The organism is Guggenheimella bovis (genome assembly GCF_054492335.1).
Genome location: NZ_JBQWTF010000001.1, coordinates 1,233,123 through 1,254,965, shown reverse-complemented (window position 1 = coordinate 1,254,965; position 21,843 = coordinate 1,233,123). Strand labels below are relative to the sequence as shown.

Below are 21,843 nucleotides of genomic sequence, written 5' to 3'. Positions count from 1 at the left end.
CCAAAAAGAAAAGACGCCAAAATGGCGTCCAAAATTAAAGGTAAACTTCCCTACGCTGGCATGATCCATTTCAGGTTTAAAGGGTCTACGTCGAACGTACTCTCAGCCCCTAAGGGCTCCCCTAGTTACTACATTCAGTTGTTATTTTTCGACCTCTTCTAATGTGGCATCAGAAGTGTGTACGATAGGCTTCCACTCTACGTTGTCTTTAAAGAGTACGTAGAAGTTAATGGGAATCCAAGTGATAAGGAAGAACCAGAACATGGCAATTCCCTTCCACATGGGCTTTAGTGGCCTCTTATTAAAGCGTAGTACGAGAATCGCTAAGATCGTTGGCATAATGACCATTCCGATTAAGGTTGCGACAATCGCTCCGATTAAAAGCGGTCCTGGATGCGTAAGTGCAACAATCACTAAGCCTAATACAGTCGCTAAGAAGCTTAAGTCTTGGACATAGGTTGCCGTCATCATGACGAACATGTCGACCATGTCCTTTCCTTCGCCCTTAAAGACGGCTCGAATGGCTTTGGTTCCATTCTTTTTCATTCCTTGTTGAGAGCCAGTAGACCAGCGAATACGCTGATGCCAGCTTTGAGCTAAGGTAGAAGGCTGTTCGTCATAGAAACGAGCCTCTGGAACCCAAGCAACCGTCTCACCGAGCAGTGAGTTTTGTACGGTAAATTCGGCATCTTCAGTGAGGGTCGATGTATTCCATCCACCAAGCTTTTCTAGCACTCTACGAGTTGCCATAAAGCCTGTTCCACTGATGAGACTATTCATACCGAGAGCACTTCTCGGCTGATTGTAGAATAGATTGACGAGTAGATAAAAAATCGAGTATGCACTCGACATATATGTCTCGGTCGGGTTCTTTGAATCTCTAAAGCCTTGTCCTGCACCGTAACCAGCGTCGACAACGCGGTTCATCTCAGCGACAAAGTTCTTATCTACGAGGTTATCGGCATCAAAGATGATATAGGCATCGTGATCCTCATAGAGAAGGAGATCTCTAATCACTTGGTGAAGCACTTCACCCTTTGATTTAACGGGATCTTTGCATTCGTAGATACGTGCTCCTGCACGCTCACTGGCACCCTTTGTATCATCGGTACAGTTATTGGGGATGACGATGATATCGTACTTATCCTTGGGATAATTTTGTTCCTTAAGCGTCTCAATAAGTGTGTGAATAACAGGTTCTTCATTTCTTGCAGCTATTAGAATCGCAAACTTATTGATCTTATCTGCGTCTTCAAGCTTCTTTGGTTTTTTCACACAATGAACGCCTATCGCGAGATAGTAGATGGAATAAACTCCTAAGAGAACACTCAATACAACAAGTATCCCCATGAGTATTTTTACTAGCATAGTCACTCCTCTTTTTGTTCTACTTTTACTCTACTCGTTTTTAAGTGAGATTACAATGAAAAGATTCTTAAGAAAGTCTTTCATACAATTAGAAACATTATACCATGGATTGATAAAATTGAAAATCCGTAGCATAATAAGGAGGAAGGAGGACGTATGAAAAAACTAGCCCTACTCTTAGCTTTCACCATGCTCTTTGCTGTAGGCTGTGGTAAAAGCGATGAAGAACTGATTAAAGAAACGATTGACGCGAACCTCAAAGCGTTTAACGAAGAAAAGGTACAGGAATATCTCTTAACTCTCGATCCCTCGAGTCCCATCTACGATACGGTAGAAGCTGACATGAAGTCGATCTACAAGGAGATGGATGCGAAAGGAACGATCGAATCATTTAAGATCCTAACATTAAAAGATGGCGTTGCAAGTGTCCGCATTAAGACCCACATCGTCGATACGGAAAAGGAACTCGATGTCGTTAGCACTCGCGTAGACACGTTAAAGAAAATAAACGGCGAGTGGAAGATCTACTCCTCTGTACAAGAATAATGCGTAAGGGAAATCCCTTACGCATTTTTTATGAGCTTTTCTAGTTCAGCTTCTGTTAAGACGCGACCGACGCTTACGACCTTTTCGTCGATGACGAGTGCTGGAGTACTCATGACACCATATCCTACAATCGTCTTCACATCGGTAACGTGTTCTACTTCAGCTGTAATTCCTGTGCTCTTTAAGACGTTCTCTACATTCTTTTCTAGTGCATTGCACTTCGCACAGCCCATTCCTAAAATTTTAATGGTCATTTTTCACTCCAAAAAAGGCTTCCCAAAGGAAGCCTTTTTAACTATTTTTCAAGCTTTTTAAGCTCTTCTTCGATGAGTGGAACGATCTTTAATGCGTCACCTACAACACCAACGTCTGCAACTTCAAAGATAGGAGCAGATGGGTTTTTGTTTACAGCGACGATGAATTCAGATTCTTCCATACCAGCTAAGTGTTGGATAGCACCGCTGATACCGAGAGCCATGTAAAGACCTGGACGAACGGTCTTACCTGTTTGACCAACTTGGCGGTCTTTTTCGAGCCAACCTGAGTCGATTGTTGCTCTGGAACCAGAAACTTCACCCTTAAGAGCAGCAGCAAGGTCATAGATCATATCGAGGTTTTCCTTAGCACCCATACCACGACCAGCACTAACGAGTACGTTTGCTTCTTCGATGTTCTTGCGCTTGCTATCAGCCATTACAACTTCGAGTACTTCGATGTGGAAGTCTTCTGCTGTGTAATCAACTTTGATTTCTTCTGTCACGCCGTGTGTAGCTTCTGTTCTTTCTGGTTTGATCATAACGCCAGGACGAACAGTTGACATTTGTGGGCGGTACTTTTGGCAGACGATTGTAGCCATGATGTTACCACCGAATGCAGGACGTGTCATGAGAAGATCTCTTGTCTCTGGATCGATGTCAAGTGATGTACAGTCAGCTGTTAAACCTGTGTGTACACGAGCACTTACACGTGGAGCAAGGTCACGACCGATAGATGTTGCACCGTAGAGAACGATGCTTGGTTTGATTTGGTTGATTGCTTGGAAAAGTGCCTTTGCATAAGGCTCTGTTAAGTAGTTTGCTAAACGATCATCGCTTACGAAGAAAGCTTTTTCTGCACCGTAGTGTAGTACTTCTTCAGCGATCTTTTGGCTGTCAGCGCCGATAACAACGCCGTAGAGTTCTTCGCCTAATTTATCAGCAAGTTCACGACCCTTACCGAGAAGCTCGAGGGATACTTTTTGAACATTGCCATCTCTTTGTTCTAGGTATACAAGTACACCTTTATAATCTTGAATATTCAATCTAACCCTCCTAGATGATGTACTTTTCTTTGAGTTTTTCAACGATCAAGCGAGCTGCATCCTTCGGTGAGAGATCTTCGAATACTTTACCAGCAGTCTTTGCACCCTTCGTGAAGGATTTTTTAACTTTGGTTGGTGAACCTTCAAGACCGAGGTTAGCACGATCGACAGTAATCTTGTCAACGTTCCAAACTTCAATCTTGTTTTCACGATAAGCATCGTAAATGCCCTTAACGCTCATGTAACGTGGATCACATGCTTCTTTTAATGTTGTGATGAGGCATGGAAGTTTGCACTTTAGCATCATGTAACGGTCTTCAAATTGACGTTTTACTGTGATGCTGTCGCCATCTGTCGTAAGGTCTTCTACGTATGTGATCATTGGAAGGTGTAGATGTTCAGCGATTTGAGGACCAACTTGTGCTGTGTCACCGTCGATAGCTTGACGGCCAGCGATAATGAGGTCATACTCAATTTCTCTTAAAGCACCAGCGAGTGCAGAGCTTGTAGCCCATGTATCAGAACCAGCGAAAGCACGGTCTGAAAGAAGGATACCTCTGTCAGCACCCATAGCCATAGCTTCTCTTAATGCGAGGTCAGCTTGTGGCGGTCCCATGGATAGAACTGTAACTTTTGCGCCGATTTCGTCTTTTAGACGAAGTGCAAGTTCAAGTCCGCTCTTATCATCAGGGTTGATGATGGAAGGAACACCTTCACGGATAAGTGTACCGGTCTTCGGATCGAGTTTTACCTCGGTTGTATCCGGAACCTGTTTCATACAAACAACAATATTCATGGTTCCTCCTATCTTAAGAGACTTGCAGAGATAACCATCTTTTGTACCTCTGAAGTTCCTTCGTAAATTTCAGTGATCTTAGCGTCTCTCATCATGCGCTCAACTGGATAGTCACGGATATATCCGTATCCACCGAGAAGTTGAACTGCTTTTGTTGTAACGTACATAGCTGTTTCAGCAGCCATGAGTTTAGCTGTAGCTGCTTCTACAGAGTATGGGAGACCTTGGTCTTTATTCCAAGCTGCACGGTAAACGAGAAGACGTGCTGCTTCGATACGAGCCTTCATGTCAGCTAGTGTGAATTGTGTGTTTTGGAAGTTAGCAAGTGGGCGACCGAATTGCTTTCTTTCTTTTGTATAAAGAACTGCTTCATCGAGAGCGCCTTGTGCAATACCAAGAGCTTGAGCAGCGATACCAATACGTCCGCCGTCAAGAGTCTTCATTGCAATCTTGAATCCGATGCCTTCTTTTCCAAGTAGGTTTTCTTTTGGAATGCGGCAATCTTCAAAGATTAGTTCGCATGTAGCACTACCACGGATACCCATCTTCTTTTCGTGAGGTCCGAAGGTGAAACCAGGTGTTCCTTTTTCAACGATGAAAGCGGAAATCCCCTTGGTTCCTTGGCTCTTATCTGTCATAGCCATGACGATGTATGTATCAGCTTCACCGCCATTTGTGATGAAGATCTTCGATCCGTTAAGAACGTATTCATCACCGTCCAATACAGCAGTCGTTTGTTGTGCTGAAGCATCTGTACCAGCGTTCGGCTCTGTTAAACCGAAAGCACCGAGGTGCGTTCCATTAGCAAGGGGAACGAGATATTTTTGTTTTTGTTCTTCGGTGCCGAATTCGTAAATTGGGCTAGCGCCGAGAGAAGTATGAGCACTGACGATAACACCTGTTGTAGCACATGATCTGGAGAGTTCCTCTACAGCCATGACATAACCAACGTTGTCACCACCACATCCACCGTACTCTTTAGGGAAAGGGATTCCTAAAAAGCCGATTTTCTTCATCTTTTCCACGGTTTCCGATGGAAATCTCTCTTGTTCGTCTACTTCTGCTGCGAGTGGCTTGACTTCTGTCTCACTGAACTCATGAAGCATTTGGCGAAGAAGAGCATGTTCTTTTGATAGACCAAATTCCATTAATTCCTCCTGTTAGATTTGCGTTATCGGACAAAATAAACGGCACAGAGCTGATGAGTGCCGTTCCCTCTAATTTAAAGTATATCGTTTGAAAAAAGAATGTCAATTAAATAATTATTGATAGGCCTATAAGAGCGAGTAAAGGTAGTGTTTGGATGCATCTAAAGAAGGAAAAACTGCATCCGCACTTTGAAATGTATGGCTTTCTCCGATGCCAATGGCATACATTCCAGCACTTTTTGCACCTAAAATGCCTACTTGACCGTCGTCAAAACAGATACATTCCTCTGGTTCGACGTATAATTTTTTAGCCACTTGTAGATAAATATCTGGTGCAGGCTTTCCATGACCGATCTTGCTGAGGTCTGGATAAGCATCGAAAAATCGATCGAGCTTCATCTGCTCTAGAAGTTGACGTGCTGTCTGAGAACCACTCACGAGCCCCGTCTTAATACCAAGATTCTGAAGGTTTGTAAGAACCTCCTCTACTCCATCTAGCACTTGCTTGGGACCAAAGTCCTTCGTGAGTTCGTGGTAGTACATCTTCTTCTTAAAAGCTAGATCGTGCTTTTGATCAAGGCTAAAAGAGTCTTCGAGCCCTTGTGATGCGAGCACCATTTCTAGTGCACGTAAACGAGGAACCCCCTTCAAAGGTTCATAGAGGTTCTGTGGTAAATCGAATCCAATTTCCTTTGCGACCTTTTTCCAGGCCATAAAGTGTGCATCCTGCGTATGTGCGAGGATCCCTGCTAAACTTAGTAAAACGGCTCTATACGCCATTTTCCGTTCCTTTCTTAAAGCTCATTCAGTTTCATGGTATAATCGAAAGCATGAAAGAACAAAGTACATCGCGCGGCGTTTTTGTCCTGACTGCCGCCGGAATCGTAGTAAAGATTGTTTCTTTATTATATATTCCCTTCTTAATTCAAATTCTCACGCCAAAAGGACACGGAATTTACGCTAAGGCATATGACATCTTTATCTTCGGTTATATCGTGACCAATGATAGTGTAACAAGAACTTTGTCAAAGTCAATTAGCGAATTGATCGGCCAAGATAAAAAAGATGACGTAGCAGGACTCGTAGGACATACACTTCGTTTTATGTGCTTTATTAGCATACCTATAGGTCTCCTACTCTTTATCCTTGCTCCTCAATTAGCAAGCTGGTCAGAAGCCCCCGATACCGTCATAGGACTTCGCTTTCTTGCAACAGCTATCCCTGTCACAGCCTTTTTAAGCGTCTTTCGAGGGTACTTCCAAGGTATAAGGCAGATGAGTGCGAATGCCATGAGTCAAATCATAGAGCAGATCGTCAATGCCGTCTGTAGCCTTGGTTTTGCTTATGTACTCCTACGCTATGGACTGCGTTGGGGTATCGCCGGTGGAACGATAGGTACTGTTTTAGGTGCGGTCGTAGCTCTCGGATACTTCCTCTATGTCGCTAAAAAGTATCACATAGCCGTAGAACCCATTCAAAATCTCGAAGTCTTTCGAAAGATGGTTCGATACCTCACACCACTCGTTATAGGAACGCTCTTTCAGCAACTAGGACTATTAGCCGATGTCTTTAACGTTTCACAAAGGCTCTTAGATAGTGGCCTCACTGAAGATAATGCACAGATTGCCTATAGTTACTTAAGTACCTTTCGAACGATGATCAATGTTCCAACAGTTGGTATCGGTGCTCTAGCTGTAGCCCTCTTACCCGCAGTGAGCCAAGCTTTCGCGAAAGGCGATGAAGAAGCTCTCTATTATAAGCTCACGCAAGGTTTACGAGCAACCTGCATCTGGGCCATCCCCTGTTCCTTTGGACTGAGCGCCATCTCGGTATCCCTTAGTCGTGGCCTCTACGACGGATCATTACAGCGCGCGACACTCCTCATGGTAGGTGCTTTCGTCGTAGCCTTTATGGCTGTAGCTACGATCCAGACGATTCTTTTACAGGCGGCCGGTAGGTACTGGGAAGCGATCCTTCCTCTTACGATCGGTCTCATTGCTAAGATCATTTCAAACTACATCTTAGTTGCGATCCCCTCAATAAATATTCTAGGAGCTATTATAAGTACGTATATCAGTGCGATCGTAACGCTCGTATTAAACTCGAGAGCGCTACAGCGAGAGTACTCCGTTAAGCTTCGCTACTGGAATTACGTAAGAAAGCCACTCTATGCAAGTCTTTTAATGGGAGCGACACTCTATCCCATCATGCTCTTAAGTATCGGTCATCCCATGCTTCAAGGACGCATGACGAACCTAACTCTCATCGCCCTCATGATCCTCATCGGTGGTAGCGTCTACTCCATCGCATTAATCTTCTTAAAGGCTATAAGCTTAAGTGACGTCGAAGCGTTTTCACCGAAGCTTGCTCAAAGGCTTCCAAACTTTATTAAGAGAAGAATCAGTGAATAAACAGGCATCAGCCTGTTTTTTTCTTGCACTATATAAAAAGGCGTGCTATGCTATTTAGGTAATAAGTTACTTAAAGGAGGTTTCATGCTCATACCCGAAGAATTCGATAAAAGACTTACGATTTTTGCCAACCTCTTTCTCGTTTCGAATAAATTGCAATCGACCATGGATAAGTCTCTCGATGAGATCACAGCCAAGCAATGGTTCGTCCTCGCTGCTCTTTCGGTCATGGAGAATCCACCGACACTCAAAGAACTTGCAAAGGATCTCGATTACTCCCATCAAAATATTCGTTCGATTTTAAGTCGACTCGAAGACAAAGGCTTTATCGAGGTAACGCCTGATGAACAAGATCAACGGGCTGTACGTATTCACGTGAAAGAAAAGGCTTTTGAGTGGGAACAAAGGAATCAAAAAAACAGTCAGTATTTTATTTCCGAAATGTTCAAAGGTATCGATCAGAAAGAAATAGAAAGCGTCCACAAGACACTCAATAAACTCTATAACAACTTAGGAGCGATCTATGAAAAAATTTAAAACCGTACTTCTCATTCTCGTCGTTCTTTTCGCAGCCTTTCTCCTCTTTCAACAAGGAGCTAGACGCGAGATGGACTCCGTCGTCATCCACAACGTGAACTTCTCTGATGTAAAAGACGGAACGTACCAAGGTGAGAGTAAGGTTGGGCCTGTAGAAGTCATCACGGAAACGACAGTGAAGGACGGAAAAATTGTAAAAATTGACCTTATTAAGCACGTCAAAGGCTTAGGTGGTAAGGCAGAGCCCATCATCGATCAGGTCATAAAGAATCAGCGCTTAGACATCGATGTCATTAGCGGTGCAACGGCTTCGAGTAAGGCCATTTTACAGTCCATAGAGAATGGAATAAATCAAGGAAAGTGAAAAGAACCAGCCTAGCTGGTTCTTCTTACTTACTGATATCGAGATTGCTTTCGATCTTCCATTCGCCATCGACTTTTTTAAGTTCAACAGCATCTTTGGTCGTTTCCTTCTTGAACTTTGAGAAATCCATCTTTCCTAAAGCTTCAACGACTTTTTTCTCAATGTCTTCTGGCGTACTGTCTTGTGTGATTCCACCTGCCATGATTGCAGGAAGAAGTTCTTGTGTCATAGCAGAAGCAACTTCTTGACCGTACATTGAAAGCTCTACATTGACGGTAGCCTTATCTCCCTCTACCTTTTCATCGAGAATCTTATACTCGATGGAACTCATCATCTTTTGAACGATAGGTAGCATGCCTGATTTTTTAAGCTGTTCCATATCTTCTTTCGTGAATGGTGCTTTAGAAGAATACTTTGAAAGTGTTTCAAAATCCATGGCCTTCATTGCTTCAAAAGCCTTTGTAACAGTATCTTTTGGACTTGGGCCTTGATTACATGCCATGAGACCGAAAACAACAGCTACGATCAAAAGTAAACTTAGAATCCTTTTCATAGGACCTCCTATTTTATTAAGTGCCTTTATAATAATATAACAGAGATTTGTTGTCTTATTGTTACATCTATGATATAATTTCATTGTTCGAAGGATGTTCCGCAGTTTAAAACCGCAGCTTTTAAATAGGGAGCCTGCCGTCATGGAGTGACGAGCATGCCGTTTTCACGGAAGGTCTGAGCTTTGTGCGAGGCACCCACCTGGGTACTCCGGGTATTTTAACCGGAACCCTTCGGATATAAATAATTAAGAAGAGAGTCTTACGACTCTCTTTTTTCGTATGCTATAAGTAGTACATAGGTAAGGACCGTGTAGATGATATACATCACGAGCGTCCAAGCAAAGAGGTAATGGAAGGCTTCTACGACGCGCTCTTTTCCCATCATGCTTCGAAACCATCCACTCGCCGTCGCACTGAGTGCCCAAGCACCATTCCAGCAGATCATGTTGAGGGCTGAAAACATTGGGCGGTCATTAACACTCAAGTGATTCATCGCAAAGGCCGAAAGAACAGGATTTGCAGCATTCATCAGGGCCCCTCTCGTAAAGAGAGCGATAATGACGAGCCATAGTAGCGGTGAGTACCCTAGAATCGCTAGAAACGGAAGACTTAAGGCCTGCACGATAACCATCGACTTCACGTGGCCAAAGCGCTTCACGAGCGCCGGTTGGATGAGAACGGTTAGCATCGTAGCGAGACTCGTCCAAGCAAAGATGGCTCCTAGTTCTTCAAAGGAAACCTTAAACTTGGCTTCGATAAAGAGGTTAATGAAGGGAACGACCATGCCTGCACCAAGGCCAACGATGACGCTAGGAATGAGTAGATGCGCCATGAGTTTCTTGTTTTCAACCGTTAAACGGAAGGGCTTCTTTTCGTGCTTTTCATGTTGCGTCAAAAAGAAGACGAAAATACATCCGAGCACTTGGACAATAAAGCTCACAAACATGGCGCTTCTCAGTGCTTCAAGACTTTTCGCATCTATTTGAATGAGACTACCGTACCATTTAGGAATGAATCCACCGATCATATTTCCTAAAAAGCCCACGCCAACACCTAGTGCCGCTTGAATGCTAAAGATCTTTGTGCGGTTTTCTTCCGTCGTTAAAACGGAAAGATAAGGTGCCGAACTGACGCCGATTAATACGCCACCAATCCCTGTAATCATGTTTGAAACGAGCGCTACAGGTGCATTTGAGGCGATGGCCATAAGACCGCTACCTATGACGAGCAATAGAAAGCCCACACGGAGCGTTACGAGGTCTCCGAAGCGCCTCGTAAAGAGAACCGTAGGAATACTTAAAAGTGCTCCAATGATCGCAGGTGAGGCATTGACGACGCCTACGAGCGTCTGACTCATGCCCATCTCGGTCAAATAGAAATTTAAAAAGAGCGATAAAAACGCTTGCCCTAACCCTAAAGAAAGAGCGGCAATAAAAAAGAAAAGGAGATTCTTTGGAAGTTTTTTCATGAGGTTTCCTTTCTTTATTTATTGTACCTTATCTCGTAAAAAAGTCACCCTCGAACTTGATAAACCTCATCAAAATAGATCTCGATTCGCTCCGATCCTTGACTTAGCACGAAAAAGTCGTGGTCGACGTGAACGAGCGTACCGCGAAAGACTTCATCTGGTTCTAAAAAGCGATGGACCTTGACTTCGAGCTTATTTCCAACGACGAGTAAGTCGTTCCACGATTCCTTTTCTTCTTCTGATACGTCATAAAAGGAAGGTGCATTGAGTTCTTCCCAGGCCTCATAGAAGATGGCTTCATTGTGTTCACTTAAAAGGTATCCTTGCCATTTTAGCATGCCACGATCAGGATAGAGCCACTCTCCTACTTTGACGTCCCTCGGACTCTTCCAGTTATTCATGTGCAACCTCACTATAGCCCTTGTGGCCACCTACCGTAACGGCTCGTTCAAAGAAGGTCGATCCTTCGAGCTTAGCAGAGGCTCGAAAGACGGCCGTCTTTCCAAAGCGGTCGCGAAGTGAATCGATGGCTCGGTCTAAACTTCGCTTCCTTTCCCCCTCTTGCGTATCAAAGAGTTCGAGTTGTTCAAAAGAATTCGACTTTAACCTTCCTAAAGCGACGTAAATCTGCCTTACTGCTTGCCCTCTCCAATTTTCTCGAAAGAGTCCCATGAGCGTTTGAAAGATCTCGTCGGTGCTGTCGGTCGCTCGAATACGCTTGGATGCATGAAATCCTCCTTGATCGCTAAAGCCGATCATAAGAGAGACCTCCTCTGTGTGCATTGCATGGGCTCGAAGTCTTTTACAGACGTCGTCTGTAATCTCTTCTAACACATAGCGAATCTCCTCCGATACGACATAATCTTTAAAAAGCACCTGTCCTTTACTAAAACTCTTTTCTTTGACGCGAACTCGATCTCGAATTCTCGTATAATCGACACCGTTTGCATGGTAGTACTGCTGTAGACCCATGATACCGAAGCGCTGCTCTAGAATCTTAGGATCAGCCTGAGCGAGATCCTTTATGGAAAGGATTCCCATCTTCTGAAAGCGATCTCTCCAGCCGCGTGAAATCCCCCAAAAGTCCGTGATGGGATCGATCTTCCAGACGGTATTCGGTATATCCTCATAGGACCAGTAGGCAATCTGATTCGGGGCATGCTTGGCTCCATTGTCTAAAGCAAGCTTTGCAAGCAGAGGATTGTCACCGATTCCTACCGTCACCGCTAACCCCAGCTCCTTTTGAATGCGATTACGAATCATAAGAGCCATCTCGTAGGGGCCACCAAAAAGGTGCTGTGTCTCTGTGACATCGATCAGTGACTCATCGATGCTATAGGTCACAATATCTTCATCAGCTGCGTAGGACTGAAAGATCTTATGTATCATGCGATTGACCTTAATGTAGAGTGCCATAGACGGCTCTACGAGCATGAGTTTTTTATCATTTGGTATTTCAAAGCGGCGGCTTCCCGTACGTATGCCAAATTCACTTTTAACCTTTGGAGAAGCAGCGAGTACAATCGATCCGTTTCGTGTGAGGTCACTTACGACGATGACGTACGCATCTAAGGGATCAATCCCTCTTCTAGCGGCTTCTATCGAGGCAAAGAAGCTCTTCACATCGACGCATAAAATCGAACGGATGGGGAGCTTATTATAATCGATCATGAAAACCTCCTATAGAACATTTGTTCGGTTCTATTCTACTTTGTTTTTCTCTTTTGTCAATGAAAAAATGAGGTGACTCATTCTCTCTCCCTTAGAAAGTTGTTGTCTCTAAGAGCCTCTTTCTGTACAATGGGTATGGAGGTTATCATGGATAAATTTTTTAAATTAAAAGAAAACAACACGACCGTCGGCACTGAGCTCATGGCTGGTCTAACGACCTTCTTAACCATGGCTTATATCATGTTCGTAAACCCGAACATCTTGAGTCTCACTGGAATGCCAAAACCTGCCGTCTTCATCGCAACGATCCTAGCTGCTGCGATCGGAACACTCGTCATGGGACTTTTCGCAAACGTCCCCTTCGCACAAGCTCCAGGCATGGGCCTAAACGCATTCTTTACGTTTACTGTATGCTTTGCCATGGGCTTCAATTGGCAACAAGCACTCGCAATGGTATTCATCTGCGGACTCATTAACATCTTAATTACCGTTACAAAAATCCGCAAAATGATCATCAATGCGATCCCTGAATCACTCCAATACGCCATCAGCGGTGGTATCGGAATGTTCATCTTTTACATCGGTCTCATTAACGCAGGCTTCCTAAACTTCATCGGCGACAAGGTCAACATGGTCTTCGGAAGCGATGCAAGTAATGTCTACAAAGCAGTCGTTCCAGAGCTCGCAAAGTTCGATAATAAAGCGATCCTCATTGCACTCGCAGGACTTATCATCATCGTCGTTCTCATGCTCTTAAAGGTAAAGGCTGCAATCCTCATCGGAATCATTTCAAGTACGATTCTCGCTCTTGCTACTGGACTTTCCGTTTACGATCCTTCGATCGATCTCGGTGGACTCGCTGCCATCGGCGAAACCTTCTTAAAGCTAGACTTCCAAGGACTCTTTGCCGATCCAGGAAAGCTTCTCTTAGTCTTTACAACCATCTTTGCTTTCTCACTTACAGATACCTTTGATACGATCGGAACCTTCCTTGGAACAGGTCGTAAGACAGGCATCTTCGATGAAGAAGACGAAAAGGACTACGCAGAAGGCTCTGGCTTCAGTTCCAAGCTTGACCGTGCCCTCTTTGCAGACGCAACCGCAACATCGATCGGAGCACTTCTCGGAACATCCAATACGACAACCTATGTCGAAAGTGCTGCTGGTATCGCAGTCGGTGGTAAGACAGGTCTTACAGCCGTTACGACAGCCGTACTCTTCCTCTGCTCCCTCGTACTCATGCCTTTCGTTAGCGTCGTTCCTTCCGTAGCTACAGCTCCTGCACTCATCGTCGTCGGTATTCTCATGGCAGAATCCATCGGTAAGATCAACTGGTCAGAACTTGAAGAAGCCATTCCATCTTTCTTTACAATGGCTATGATGCCTTTAAGTTACTCCATCACAAACGGTGTTTCTACAGGATTTATCTTCTACTGCTTAGCAATGCTCGTTACAGGTAAGGGAAAGAAAGTTCACCCGATTATGTATATCGTAACTCTTCTCTTTATCCTTTCCATGGTACTCAATGTCATTGTAAAATAAGGACTAAAAAAGGAGCTCATTTGATTGAGCTCCTTTTTTGATACTTAGAATATGAGATGGGCCGCCAGGGTTACAATCGGTAACGTAATGAGCGTTCTCTCTAAGAAGATAATGAAGAGATCGACTACGTTTACTGGAAGCTTTGTACCGAGGATAACAGCACCTGTTTCTGACATGTAGAGTAGCTGGGTAACACTCACAGCACCTACGATGAAACGTGTCATTGGGTTAGCAATTTCAGCAGCTAGGATCGAAGGAACGACCATGTCTGCGAAACCTACGACCATCGTACCACTCGCTGCAGCAGCTTCTGGGACTTGGAGTAGTTGTAGGATCGGTAGGAATGGTTTTCCTAGAAGATCGAAGAATCCTGTGTATTCACTGATGATAAGAGCGATCGTACCAGCTGCCATGATGACTGGGATAACGCCGAGCCAAAGACCTAAAACCGTCTTCGTACCACTTACCATGAAGTTTTTGACGTTGAGGTTTTCTTCTGCTTTTAGAACAGCGAGTTGAAGTCCCCATTGGTTCTTTGTAAATCCTTCTGGAATAGCTTCATTTGTCTGTGGTGATGGCTTATCGTAGTACGTATCCTTCTTTAATGAAAGCGGTGGGATACGTGGAACGATGAATGCAGCTACGATACCAGCGATACATACGGCTAAGTAATAAGGTCCGAAGTAGTCTGTCATGCCGATGTTTTCAAGAACGACGAGACAGAATGTAATCGATACAGCCGAGAACGTCGTCGCGATGACAGCAGCCTCTCTCGCACTGTAGTGACCTTCTTCGTATTGCTTGTTCGTTAGTGTAACACCGATTGTACCGTCACCGATCCAGCTAGCTACGCAGTCGATAGCGGAGCGACCAGGAAGGTTAAATACAGGGCGCATGATTCCTGTTAGGAATACACCTACGTACTCGAGAAGACCGAACTCTGTTAGGAACGGAAGGATAAATCCAGCCGTTAAGAAGATCGTAAAGAGTCCTCCGATGAGGTCGAAGAGGATGAGTCCTCCGGTGTTCTCATTCCATACCATTTCAGGTCCGAGATTGAACGCTGTCATGAAGCCAAGAACGAGTCCTACAAGACGGACGATGAGCCAGAAGCCAGAAATATCAGATACTTCTTTTAGAAGATCGTTTTCTTCGATCCACTTTGGCTTTGCAATTCTGTAAATTAACGCTAATGCACAAGAAATAACAATTACACCGAGAATGATATAGTGAATTGGCGTTACAGAATTGATGGCTTTATTGATCGCCTTTGAGATGACGGAAACCATGATGGTTTGAGCGCCATCCTTTTGGAATGGTGTCATAAGTAAGAGAATTCCAATGATCGATGGAATAACGAACTTCAACACACGTCCAAAAGTAATTTTTTCACGTTTTACTTCTTCCAATGTGTTCCTCCTATGTTATTTTTTCTATCTCAAGATAAGTTTCCTTATCCGATAGCCATTTCAGACGGTGGGATCTCTCATTTATGCAAAAAAAGATAGCTGTTTACATAAATTTATTAACCTTAGTTCAACTATATCATAATCACTTTCATTTACAACTCCATTTTTTATATGTATCAGTGTAAATCTAGAACGATGTCTGTTTATCCTCTATTTTTACAGGTTCTTAGTTATCATACATTTTTTCGTTAAATAAAAAACGAAATATTCGTCCTTATTTGGGATGGATATCTGAGGTAAAAAAAAGCCCCATCTCTTTGAGATGGGGACCTTGAATCTTTATTCAATGACTCGAATACCCGTGATGAGTTCACGTTCAAATTCCGTCCTATGGTGTCTCGAATAGATACCTGGGAATCCACCCGTATGAATAAAAATGACGTCTTCTCCTTTAGCAATCGTTCCGTTTTTAATCATCTCTAGCACGCCATTAAAGGCTTTTCCTGTATAGCAAGGATCTAAGAAAATGGCTTCCTTCCTTGCCATCAGTGTAATGGCTTCGCGGACTTCCTTAATCGCATTATTGTATGCTCCAAAGGTGAAGTCCTTTTGAATATCCATGTCCTCTCGCGTTGCCTTAACATTGATATCGTACGCTTTTGTCGTCGATTCAAAGTACTCCATGATGCGCTTTTCTTTTTCTTCTCTAAAGGGACTGATGGCGATACCCGTTAAACGAAGTGGAGACTTCTGCTCTTTAAGACCTAAAAAGAGTCCTAGATACGTTCCCATCGATCCAACAGCCACGCAGACTCTCGGATTCTTAAGCTTCATCTCCTTCGCTTGCTCGGTAAGTTCAGTCGCACAGTCGTAGTAACCGAGAGCTCCTAGATCGTTACTTCCTCCCATTGGAATGGAGTAGACGACTTCACCTCTCGCTTCATACTCTTTTGTGAGCTTTTCAATGGTCGATTCAAATTGCTCGTTTTCGCTTCTTCCATCGTTCTTTTTTAAGATGAAATCAGACCCTAAAATTCGGTCTAAGAGGATATTGGCACTGATCTCTCCGGGATACTCATCGACAGCAATGATCGTGCTCTTTAAACCATACTTTGCCGCAACAGCAGCCGTTAGACGGCCGTGGTTCGTCTGGACACCACCGACCGTAATAATTCGGGTTGCTCCCTTATCGAGTGCATCCTTCATTAAGTATTCAAGTTTTCTAAGTTTATTTCCGCCCATTCCCCAAGCGGTCATATCATCTCGTTTGATATAGAGATTGACACCGAGTTCTTCTGAAAGAGTCTCTAGGTGTTGAAGTGGTGTTTTTTCTACAAGTTGTAATTTCTCAATCTTCTTCATGAACCCTCCTAAAGGTCGTTTCTACAGAGGTCTTCCAATGACTCACGGCGAACAGCGACATAGCTCTCCTGGCTGTTTTTAAGCATCACAACGGGAGGCCTTGTCAAACGGTTGTAGTTTGAAGCCATTGAATAGTTGTAAGCGCCCGTTGTAAAAACTGCGACGATGTCATTACGGGTGACGCTTGAAGGAAGCATCACGTGCTCTTGAATGATGTCTCCGCTCTCACAGCATCGACCTACGATCGAGGCCTCAAAATCTTTCTCTTCATCCATTTTGTTCGCTAAAACACAGGTATAAGGTGATTTATAAAGTGCATAGCGCGGATTATCTGTCATACCACCATCGATCGACACATAGTTCTTATAGCCAGGAATCGTCTTTACCGTACCTACGGTGTAGAGCGTCATACCAGCATCTGCGACGATACTTCGACCGGGCTCCATGTGGATCTCTGGAACCTCCATTTGAAGTCTCTTACACGTCTTTTGAATCGCTTCTGCTACTTCCTTCACTTTCACTTCGACGTCAAGAATTGGATCACTCTCTGTATAGCGTACACCATAACCGCCACCTAAATCGAGTTGCTTGGCTTTATATCCGTGGATAGTTTCCATCTTGTGAATGAACTCGAGCATAATCTGTGCCGCTCTTTCAAAGATGTCTTCGCCAAACACTTGTGAACCTACGTGACAATGAAATCCCATGAGTTCGATGTGTGGTTGCTTTAGCGTAAAGAGAACGATCTCTTCTGCTTGACCCGTTTCGATGGCAGAACCGAACTTACTGTCTACTTTACCTGTAGCTACCGCTTCATACGTATGCGGATCGATTCCAGGAGAAAGACGAAGAATGACTTTTTGCGTTCTACCACGCTTTAACGCTTCTGATTCGATCGCTTTAATTTCTTCTACGTTATCGGCGACAAAATAGCCGATGTCATTTTCCATACCATAAGCGATGTCTTCATTGGTTTTATTGTTTGAATGGAAGTAAGCATCTCTTAAATCATATCCAGCGAGCTTTGCCGTATAGATTTCACCACTACTTACGACATCAATTCCCATTCCCTCTTCCCTCATGATCTCATACATGCGCTTAAAACAGTTGGCTTTACTCGCATAAAGAGGCTTTGAACCAGGCCCAAAGTAGCGTGAGAAGAGGTCCTTATATTTTCTACAATTGGAACGGATGCGCTCCTCATCGAGGAGGTAAAGTGGTGTTTTATACTCTTTTGCAAGCTCTACTACATCGTGGCCCGCAAAGAATAAATGCTTTCCCTTTACAGAAATATTCTCACAGATCATTTCCTTATTTCGCTCCTTGCCTTTTTGCAATTGCCTTATCAAGCCAGTCCTTTCCATCTACAAAGCGTGATACGACAAAGCTAATTACATAGTCACCTGACGAGTTGATCATCGTTGCTGGTGGATCTACGAGGTTACCGATAGCGACGAGAATCGGGAATGCTAATTCAATCTGATTCGGGAAGAAAATCGAACAGATGATGTATTCACCAATGTAACCGCCTCCTGGTACACCACTCATTCCAACAGAAGATAATACTGCAACGAGAGCTACAGGGATAAGCATGTCCCAACCAAAGGGTTGCCCAAAGACACCGAGTACAAAGGCGATCTTAAGGACACAAGAGAAGCATGAACCATCCATGTGCATCGTAGCACCGAGTGGAATGACCATTTCACTGACGTCGCTTGAAATACCTGTTTCCTTTGAAGCATCCATGTTGGTAGGAATAGTAGCAACAGAAGAACACGTTCCTAAGGATACGATAGCAGGCTTTGCAACGTGCTTAAGCATCTCTGTGATGCCGTGTTTTCCTCCGCCAAACCAAGCGAAAAGTGGGAAGGCTGTAAATATGTAGATAAAGCAAAGAGGATAGTATACGAGCATTGCACGACCGTAGCTTTCTGTAATAAGGCTACCATAGTCAGCAACGAGTCCTGCAAAGATTGAAAAGAATGCGATCGGAGCATAGTAGGTAATGATCTTTACAAACTTCATCATAACGTCAGAAAGGTTATCTAAGAACTTCGCAACGAGCGTCTCTCTTCCACCAGCGAGGCTTGTTGCAAAGCCAAAGAGAATGGAGAAGACGATGAGTGGTAGCATAGCCTTTCTTGTTAAGAGACCTACGAAGTCACTTGCTGTAAAGAAGTTTACGATCATATCACCGATGGAAGCGTATTCACCGATCTCTTCTTTAGGAATCGTATTCCAAGGAGTAAGAACAGGCGGGAAAATCTGCATAATGATAAACATGATCACAGCTGCAATGAGACCTGTCACGACAAAGGTAAGAATGGTCGTACCCATGATCTTACCAGCACGCTCGCGACTTTGCATGTTAGCGACACTACTAGAGATGGAAGCAAAAACCATCGGTACAACGACACAGAACATCATGTTAATAAAGATCGTTCCCAAGGGCTTTAATTTTTGAGCCCAGTCCGGTGAAATCCAACCAAAAATTCCGCCTAAAATCATCGCACCGATCATGAAGATCATCATGCGATAGTTCTTCCAAAATGACTGCTTTTCCATTATTTTTCCTCCTTCATTTGTGGAAGCTCCTCATCGAACACCTCACCCTTCGCAACGATATTCGTAGGACCTGTAAGGTAGAGATCGATAGGATCATTTTCTGTTACGTCAATCGTGAGTGTTCCACCAACCATATCGACACACACTTTTTTTCCACTTACAAGTCCTTTCTTCGTAAGGGCAAGTACGGTCGACGCCGTTCCTGTTCCACAGGCATATGTAAATCCTTCGACGCCTCGTTCCCACGTCCTTAAGTACACGTGATCCGTTCCGATGATCTCATAGAAGTTCACGTTAGCACCTTTGGGAAAGGCTTGGTAGTAACGAAGCTTTCTTCCTAGTTCAAAGAGCTCTTCTTCTTTCACTTGGCGAAGCCCCTCGATAGGAACGACCGCATGAGGTAAGCCTGGATCTCCTAGCTCTATGTAGTGATAGGGCACTTTTTTCTCATCGATTAGTGCTTCTTTATCGAGAAGAATGAGTGTGGGATCATTAAGTCTGACGCGGTAATTTCTCTTATCGACCCTTTCTCCTATGACGAGCCCTGCCGTCGTTTCGATGCGCTGAACTTCACTCGATAAACCCGTTTCAAAACCGTATCGGCTGATACAGCGTGCACCATTACCACACATTTCGCCGACCGAGCCGTCGCCGTTAAAGAATAGCATCTTGAAGTCTCCATCTTCTGTTGCTTTCTCTACAACCATGAACCCATCGGCACCAATCGATAGATGTCTCTCACAGAGTTTTCGTGCAAGCTCTGGAAAAGCACTTTGAGGAAGTTTTTCTTCGATGTTGTTTAAAATGATGAAATCATTTCCAGCACCATTCATCTTCCAAAAGTTCATCTGAACCCTCCTTCCTAGGGCTTTTTGTTAAATTCATCTTATTTAACTGATCAATATCATGTCAATGCACTGATCACTTTCTAATTCCGCTTTCCCGTTTTCCGGAATTTTGCTATACTTAAACGGGAGGACGTATGCTAACAAATTCAGAAAGTACCTTAAATCTACTGGAAGACATCATGACAGAAGGACTCATCTGCATCGATAACCAAGGAATCATTCAGCTTTACTCTGATAAAGCCAAGGAGATCTTTGGAATTAAAACAAGAAATACCGTTACGCATCCACCAGGAAAAATCCAACCAAAAGACCTCGTCATCATGATCGACTACGCCTTCTCTTTAGACGATGGCGCGTTAACGTCTGACGATCTCTCCATTCTAGGAATTCATGAGCCGAAGCTCGAAGCGAATGATCTATTCTTTGCAGTAGGTCTCTACAAATCGTACGAACACACACCCTTTTATCGCGTCGTAAAGCCCGAAGAGCTTAAAAGTTATCAGTATAACGTCATCTTTCAAGGACAAAGAATTTCTCTAGAAGCAGACACGAAAGAAAAGCATCTTACGATCAAGGTTAATGATCAATCCTATTCCATGAATTACATACACTCCTTAGGCTTTATTGTCATCCTAGACGGCAATACCTTTGAACTCAAATTCTGTCAGGATAACGGTTATACTGCCCGTGAAGAGAGCATAGGTGACCTTTTAAGAGAAAAATCTTTCCTAGGAAAAGGCCCTGAATACAGCGACTTCACCGTCATAGGAAAGTCCCTCGACAAGGTTCATCACAGTGAATCCATGATTCAGAAATTCCTTGATGCTGCTAGAGGTAAAGAAGCCCCATTTAAGGAGCAATTTGAAATCATAAACGGCGTACCAACCATCTGCTCCTCCTACCACATCACAGTGGATGGAAAAATTGTAGGAGCAGCACTAAAGGTTGAAGACATTTCTAAGGTACGTCAAGTCATTGAAGAACGAAACAATCTCATAGAAGAGCTCGACGTAGCAAATCGTAGACTTTTTGAACATCGAGTCTTAGATTCTTGCTTTCCTAAGCTCGTAGGTACGAGTAAATCCATTCAAGATATTAAACGCCTTGCTCTTCGAGCGAGTGAATCAGATTTACCCGTCTTTCTTTCTGGTGAAAGTGGCACAGGAAAATCTCTTATCGCTAGCCTCATTCATAAAGCGAGCGGCAGAAAAAACGACCCCTTTATTCACATTTACTGCGGATCAAGGGATGAGAGAGAACTCACAGAGGAGCTCTTTGGTTCGAAAAATCAGATGAGTGCGATCGAAAGAGCCCAGAGCGGAACTCTTTTTTTGGATGAGATCGAAGCTCTCACCGATGCCATGCAATTTAGACTCTTTCGCATTCTAGAAGAAGGGACATTTCGAAGCTTTATAGGAACCGAAAAAAAGAACAGGTTACGTCTTATAACGGCTACGAAAAAAAATCTGGAAAAAGAAATTCTAGCAGGAAATTTCAGAGATGACCTCTACTACAAGATTCATATCTTACCCATCTGGCTCTCTCCCTTAAGAGATAGAAAAGAGGATCTTCGAGATCTAACGAATGAATTCTTAAAAAGCTATCCTAAAAAACAAATGACGACGGAGGCCTTTCATATGCTATTAAATTACGACTGGCCCGGTAACATTCGTGAACTTGAAAACATCATCATTCGTTCGGCCCTTTTTAGCACCAATAACCTCATCTTTTCCAAGGATCTTCAAGTCCAATTGATGCCTCAACCAGAAGTATCGTTATCAAAAAGATCATTTCGAGAAGAAATGGAAGCGTTTGAAAAGCAGCTTCTAGAAAATGCCCTCTACCGCGCTAAAGGAGATAAGAAGCTTGCTATGGAAGAATTGAAACTATCTAAAACGACTTTTTATGAGAAACTGAGACGTTTTTCGATTGAAGTGAAATAGGAACAAAAAAA

At 43.6% G+C, this 21,843-nt stretch carries 21 protein-coding genes and 1 riboswitch; of the genes, 6 read left to right on the top strand and 15 right to left on the bottom strand.

All coding sequences use genetic code 11. The features are described 5' to 3' along the window. Nucleotides 1-30 precede the first annotated feature (30 nt). Nucleotides 31-133, bottom strand: a riboswitch (TPP riboswitch). 8 nt (nucleotides 134-141) lie between these two features. Further along, complete coding sequence (locus ACUB3H_RS06250; protein WP_459129807.1) at nucleotides 142-1,368, bottom strand: glycosyltransferase family 2 protein; 1,227 nt, start codon at nucleotides 1,366-1,368, stop codon at nucleotides 142-144. A 156-nt stretch (nucleotides 1,369-1,524) separates the two neighbouring features. On the opposite strand from ACUB3H_RS06250, the gene ACUB3H_RS06245 reads away from it, so the two are divergent. Further along, complete coding sequence (locus ACUB3H_RS06245; protein ID WP_459129806.1) at nucleotides 1,525-1,914, top strand: hypothetical protein; 390 nt, start codon at nucleotides 1,525-1,527, stop codon at nucleotides 1,912-1,914. Between the two features lie 17 nt (nucleotides 1,915-1,931). Here ACUB3H_RS06245 and ACUB3H_RS06240 read toward each other — a convergent pair whose 3' ends face one another. From ACUB3H_RS06240 to ACUB3H_RS06220, 5 genes are all read right to left on the bottom strand, one after another. Then, a complete protein-coding gene (locus ACUB3H_RS06240; protein ID WP_459129805.1) occupies nucleotides 1,932-2,168 on the bottom strand; it encodes a thioredoxin family protein in 237 nt (78 codons plus the stop codon). A 41-nt stretch (nucleotides 2,169-2,209) separates the two neighbouring features. Further along, nucleotides 2,210-3,214, bottom strand: a complete 1,005-nt coding sequence (locus ACUB3H_RS06235; protein ID WP_459129804.1) for an electron transfer flavoprotein subunit alpha/FixB family protein — start codon at nucleotides 3,212-3,214, stop codon at nucleotides 2,210-2,212. A gap of 10 nt (nucleotides 3,215-3,224) precedes the next feature. Next, nucleotides 3,225-4,010: an electron transfer flavoprotein subunit beta gene (locus ACUB3H_RS06230; RefSeq protein WP_459129803.1), complete on the bottom strand. Its 786-nt coding sequence runs from the start codon at nucleotides 4,008-4,010 to the stop codon at nucleotides 3,225-3,227. 8 nt (nucleotides 4,011-4,018) lie between these two features. After that, nucleotides 4,019-5,158, bottom strand: coding sequence for an acyl-CoA dehydrogenase (locus ACUB3H_RS06225; RefSeq protein ID WP_459129802.1), 1,140 nt, complete (start codon nucleotides 5,156-5,158; stop codon nucleotides 4,019-4,021). A gap of 126 nt (nucleotides 5,159-5,284) precedes the next feature. Beyond that, a complete protein-coding gene (locus ACUB3H_RS06220) occupies nucleotides 5,285-5,938 on the bottom strand; it encodes a beta-phosphoglucomutase family hydrolase (protein ID WP_459129801.1) in 654 nt (217 codons plus the stop codon). Nucleotides 5,939-5,988: 50 nt separating this feature from the next. On the opposite strand from ACUB3H_RS06220, the gene ACUB3H_RS06215 reads away from it, so the two are divergent. From ACUB3H_RS06215 to ACUB3H_RS06205, 3 genes are all read left to right on the top strand, one after another. Next, nucleotides 5,989-7,569, top strand: coding sequence for a putative polysaccharide biosynthesis protein (locus ACUB3H_RS06215; protein WP_459129800.1), 1,581 nt, complete (start codon nucleotides 5,989-5,991; stop codon nucleotides 7,567-7,569). A gap of 84 nt (nucleotides 7,570-7,653) precedes the next feature. Then, a complete protein-coding gene (locus ACUB3H_RS06210; RefSeq protein ID WP_459129799.1) occupies nucleotides 7,654-8,106 on the top strand; it encodes a MarR family winged helix-turn-helix transcriptional regulator in 453 nt (150 codons plus the stop codon). Further along, a complete protein-coding gene (locus ACUB3H_RS06205; RefSeq protein WP_459129798.1) occupies nucleotides 8,093-8,470 on the top strand; it encodes an FMN-binding protein in 378 nt (125 codons plus the stop codon). Before ACUB3H_RS06210 ends, ACUB3H_RS06205 begins: the two co-directional genes overlap by 14 nt. 25 nt (nucleotides 8,471-8,495) lie before the next feature. Here ACUB3H_RS06205 and ACUB3H_RS06200 read toward each other — a convergent pair whose 3' ends face one another. From ACUB3H_RS06200 to ACUB3H_RS06185, 4 genes are all read right to left on the bottom strand, one after another. Beyond that, nucleotides 8,496-9,023, bottom strand: coding sequence for a hypothetical protein (locus ACUB3H_RS06200; protein WP_459129797.1), 528 nt, complete (start codon nucleotides 9,021-9,023; stop codon nucleotides 8,496-8,498). A gap of 260 nt (nucleotides 9,024-9,283) precedes the next feature. After that, nucleotides 9,284-10,492: an MFS transporter gene (locus ACUB3H_RS06195; RefSeq protein WP_459129796.1), complete on the bottom strand. Its 1,209-nt coding sequence runs from the start codon at nucleotides 10,490-10,492 to the stop codon at nucleotides 9,284-9,286. Between the two features lie 44 nt (nucleotides 10,493-10,536). After that, on the bottom strand, nucleotides 10,537-10,893 hold the full coding sequence (locus tag ACUB3H_RS06190; RefSeq protein WP_459129795.1) for a hypothetical protein: 357 nt from the start codon (nucleotides 10,891-10,893) through the stop codon (nucleotides 10,537-10,539). After that, complete coding sequence (locus tag ACUB3H_RS06185) at nucleotides 10,886-12,163, bottom strand: Y-family DNA polymerase (protein WP_459129794.1); 1,278 nt, start codon at nucleotides 12,161-12,163, stop codon at nucleotides 10,886-10,888. The genes ACUB3H_RS06190 and ACUB3H_RS06185 overlap by 8 nt, the downstream gene beginning before the upstream one ends. Before the next feature lie 147 nt (nucleotides 12,164-12,310). Here ACUB3H_RS06185 and ACUB3H_RS06180 point away from each other — a divergent pair, with 147 nt between their 5' ends. Beyond that, nucleotides 12,311-13,705 (top strand): NCS2 family permease, encoded by a 1,395-nt coding sequence (locus ACUB3H_RS06180; protein ID WP_459129793.1) that lies wholly within the window; start codon nucleotides 12,311-12,313, stop codon nucleotides 13,703-13,705. 44 nt (nucleotides 13,706-13,749) lie between these two features. Here ACUB3H_RS06180 and ACUB3H_RS06175 read toward each other — a convergent pair whose 3' ends face one another. From ACUB3H_RS06175 to dapF, 5 genes are all read right to left on the bottom strand, one after another. Continuing rightward, nucleotides 13,750-15,114 (bottom strand): YjiH family protein, encoded by a 1,365-nt coding sequence (locus ACUB3H_RS06175; protein ID WP_459129792.1) that lies wholly within the window; start codon nucleotides 15,112-15,114, stop codon nucleotides 13,750-13,752. A gap of 339 nt (nucleotides 15,115-15,453) precedes the next feature. After that, nucleotides 15,454-16,476, bottom strand: coding sequence for a 1-aminocyclopropane-1-carboxylate deaminase/D-cysteine desulfhydrase (locus ACUB3H_RS06170; RefSeq protein ID WP_459129791.1), 1,023 nt, complete (start codon nucleotides 16,474-16,476; stop codon nucleotides 15,454-15,456). A gap of 8 nt (nucleotides 16,477-16,484) precedes the next feature. After that, nucleotides 16,485-17,783 carry a diaminopimelate decarboxylase gene (lysA, locus tag ACUB3H_RS06165; protein WP_459129790.1) on the bottom strand — a complete coding sequence of 433 codons (1,299 nt, stop codon included), beginning with the start codon at nucleotides 17,781-17,783 and terminating at the stop codon, nucleotides 16,485-16,487. A gap of 4 nt (nucleotides 17,784-17,787) precedes the next feature. Beyond that, nucleotides 17,788-19,041 (bottom strand): dicarboxylate/amino acid:cation symporter, encoded by a 1,254-nt coding sequence (locus ACUB3H_RS06160; RefSeq protein WP_459129789.1) that lies wholly within the window; start codon nucleotides 19,039-19,041, stop codon nucleotides 17,788-17,790. Further along, nucleotides 19,041-19,889: a diaminopimelate epimerase gene (gene dapF / locus ACUB3H_RS06155; RefSeq protein ID WP_459129788.1), complete on the bottom strand. Its 849-nt coding sequence runs from the start codon at nucleotides 19,887-19,889 to the stop codon at nucleotides 19,041-19,043. The genes ACUB3H_RS06160 and dapF overlap by 1 nt, the downstream gene beginning before the upstream one ends. Before the next feature lie 134 nt (nucleotides 19,890-20,023). Here dapF and ACUB3H_RS06150 point away from each other — a divergent pair, with 134 nt between their 5' ends. Continuing rightward, nucleotides 20,024-21,832 carry a sigma 54-interacting transcriptional regulator gene (locus ACUB3H_RS06150; protein WP_459129787.1) on the top strand — a complete coding sequence of 603 codons (1,809 nt, stop codon included), beginning with the start codon at nucleotides 20,024-20,026 and terminating at the stop codon, nucleotides 21,830-21,832. Nucleotides 21,833-21,843 lie beyond the last annotated feature (11 nt).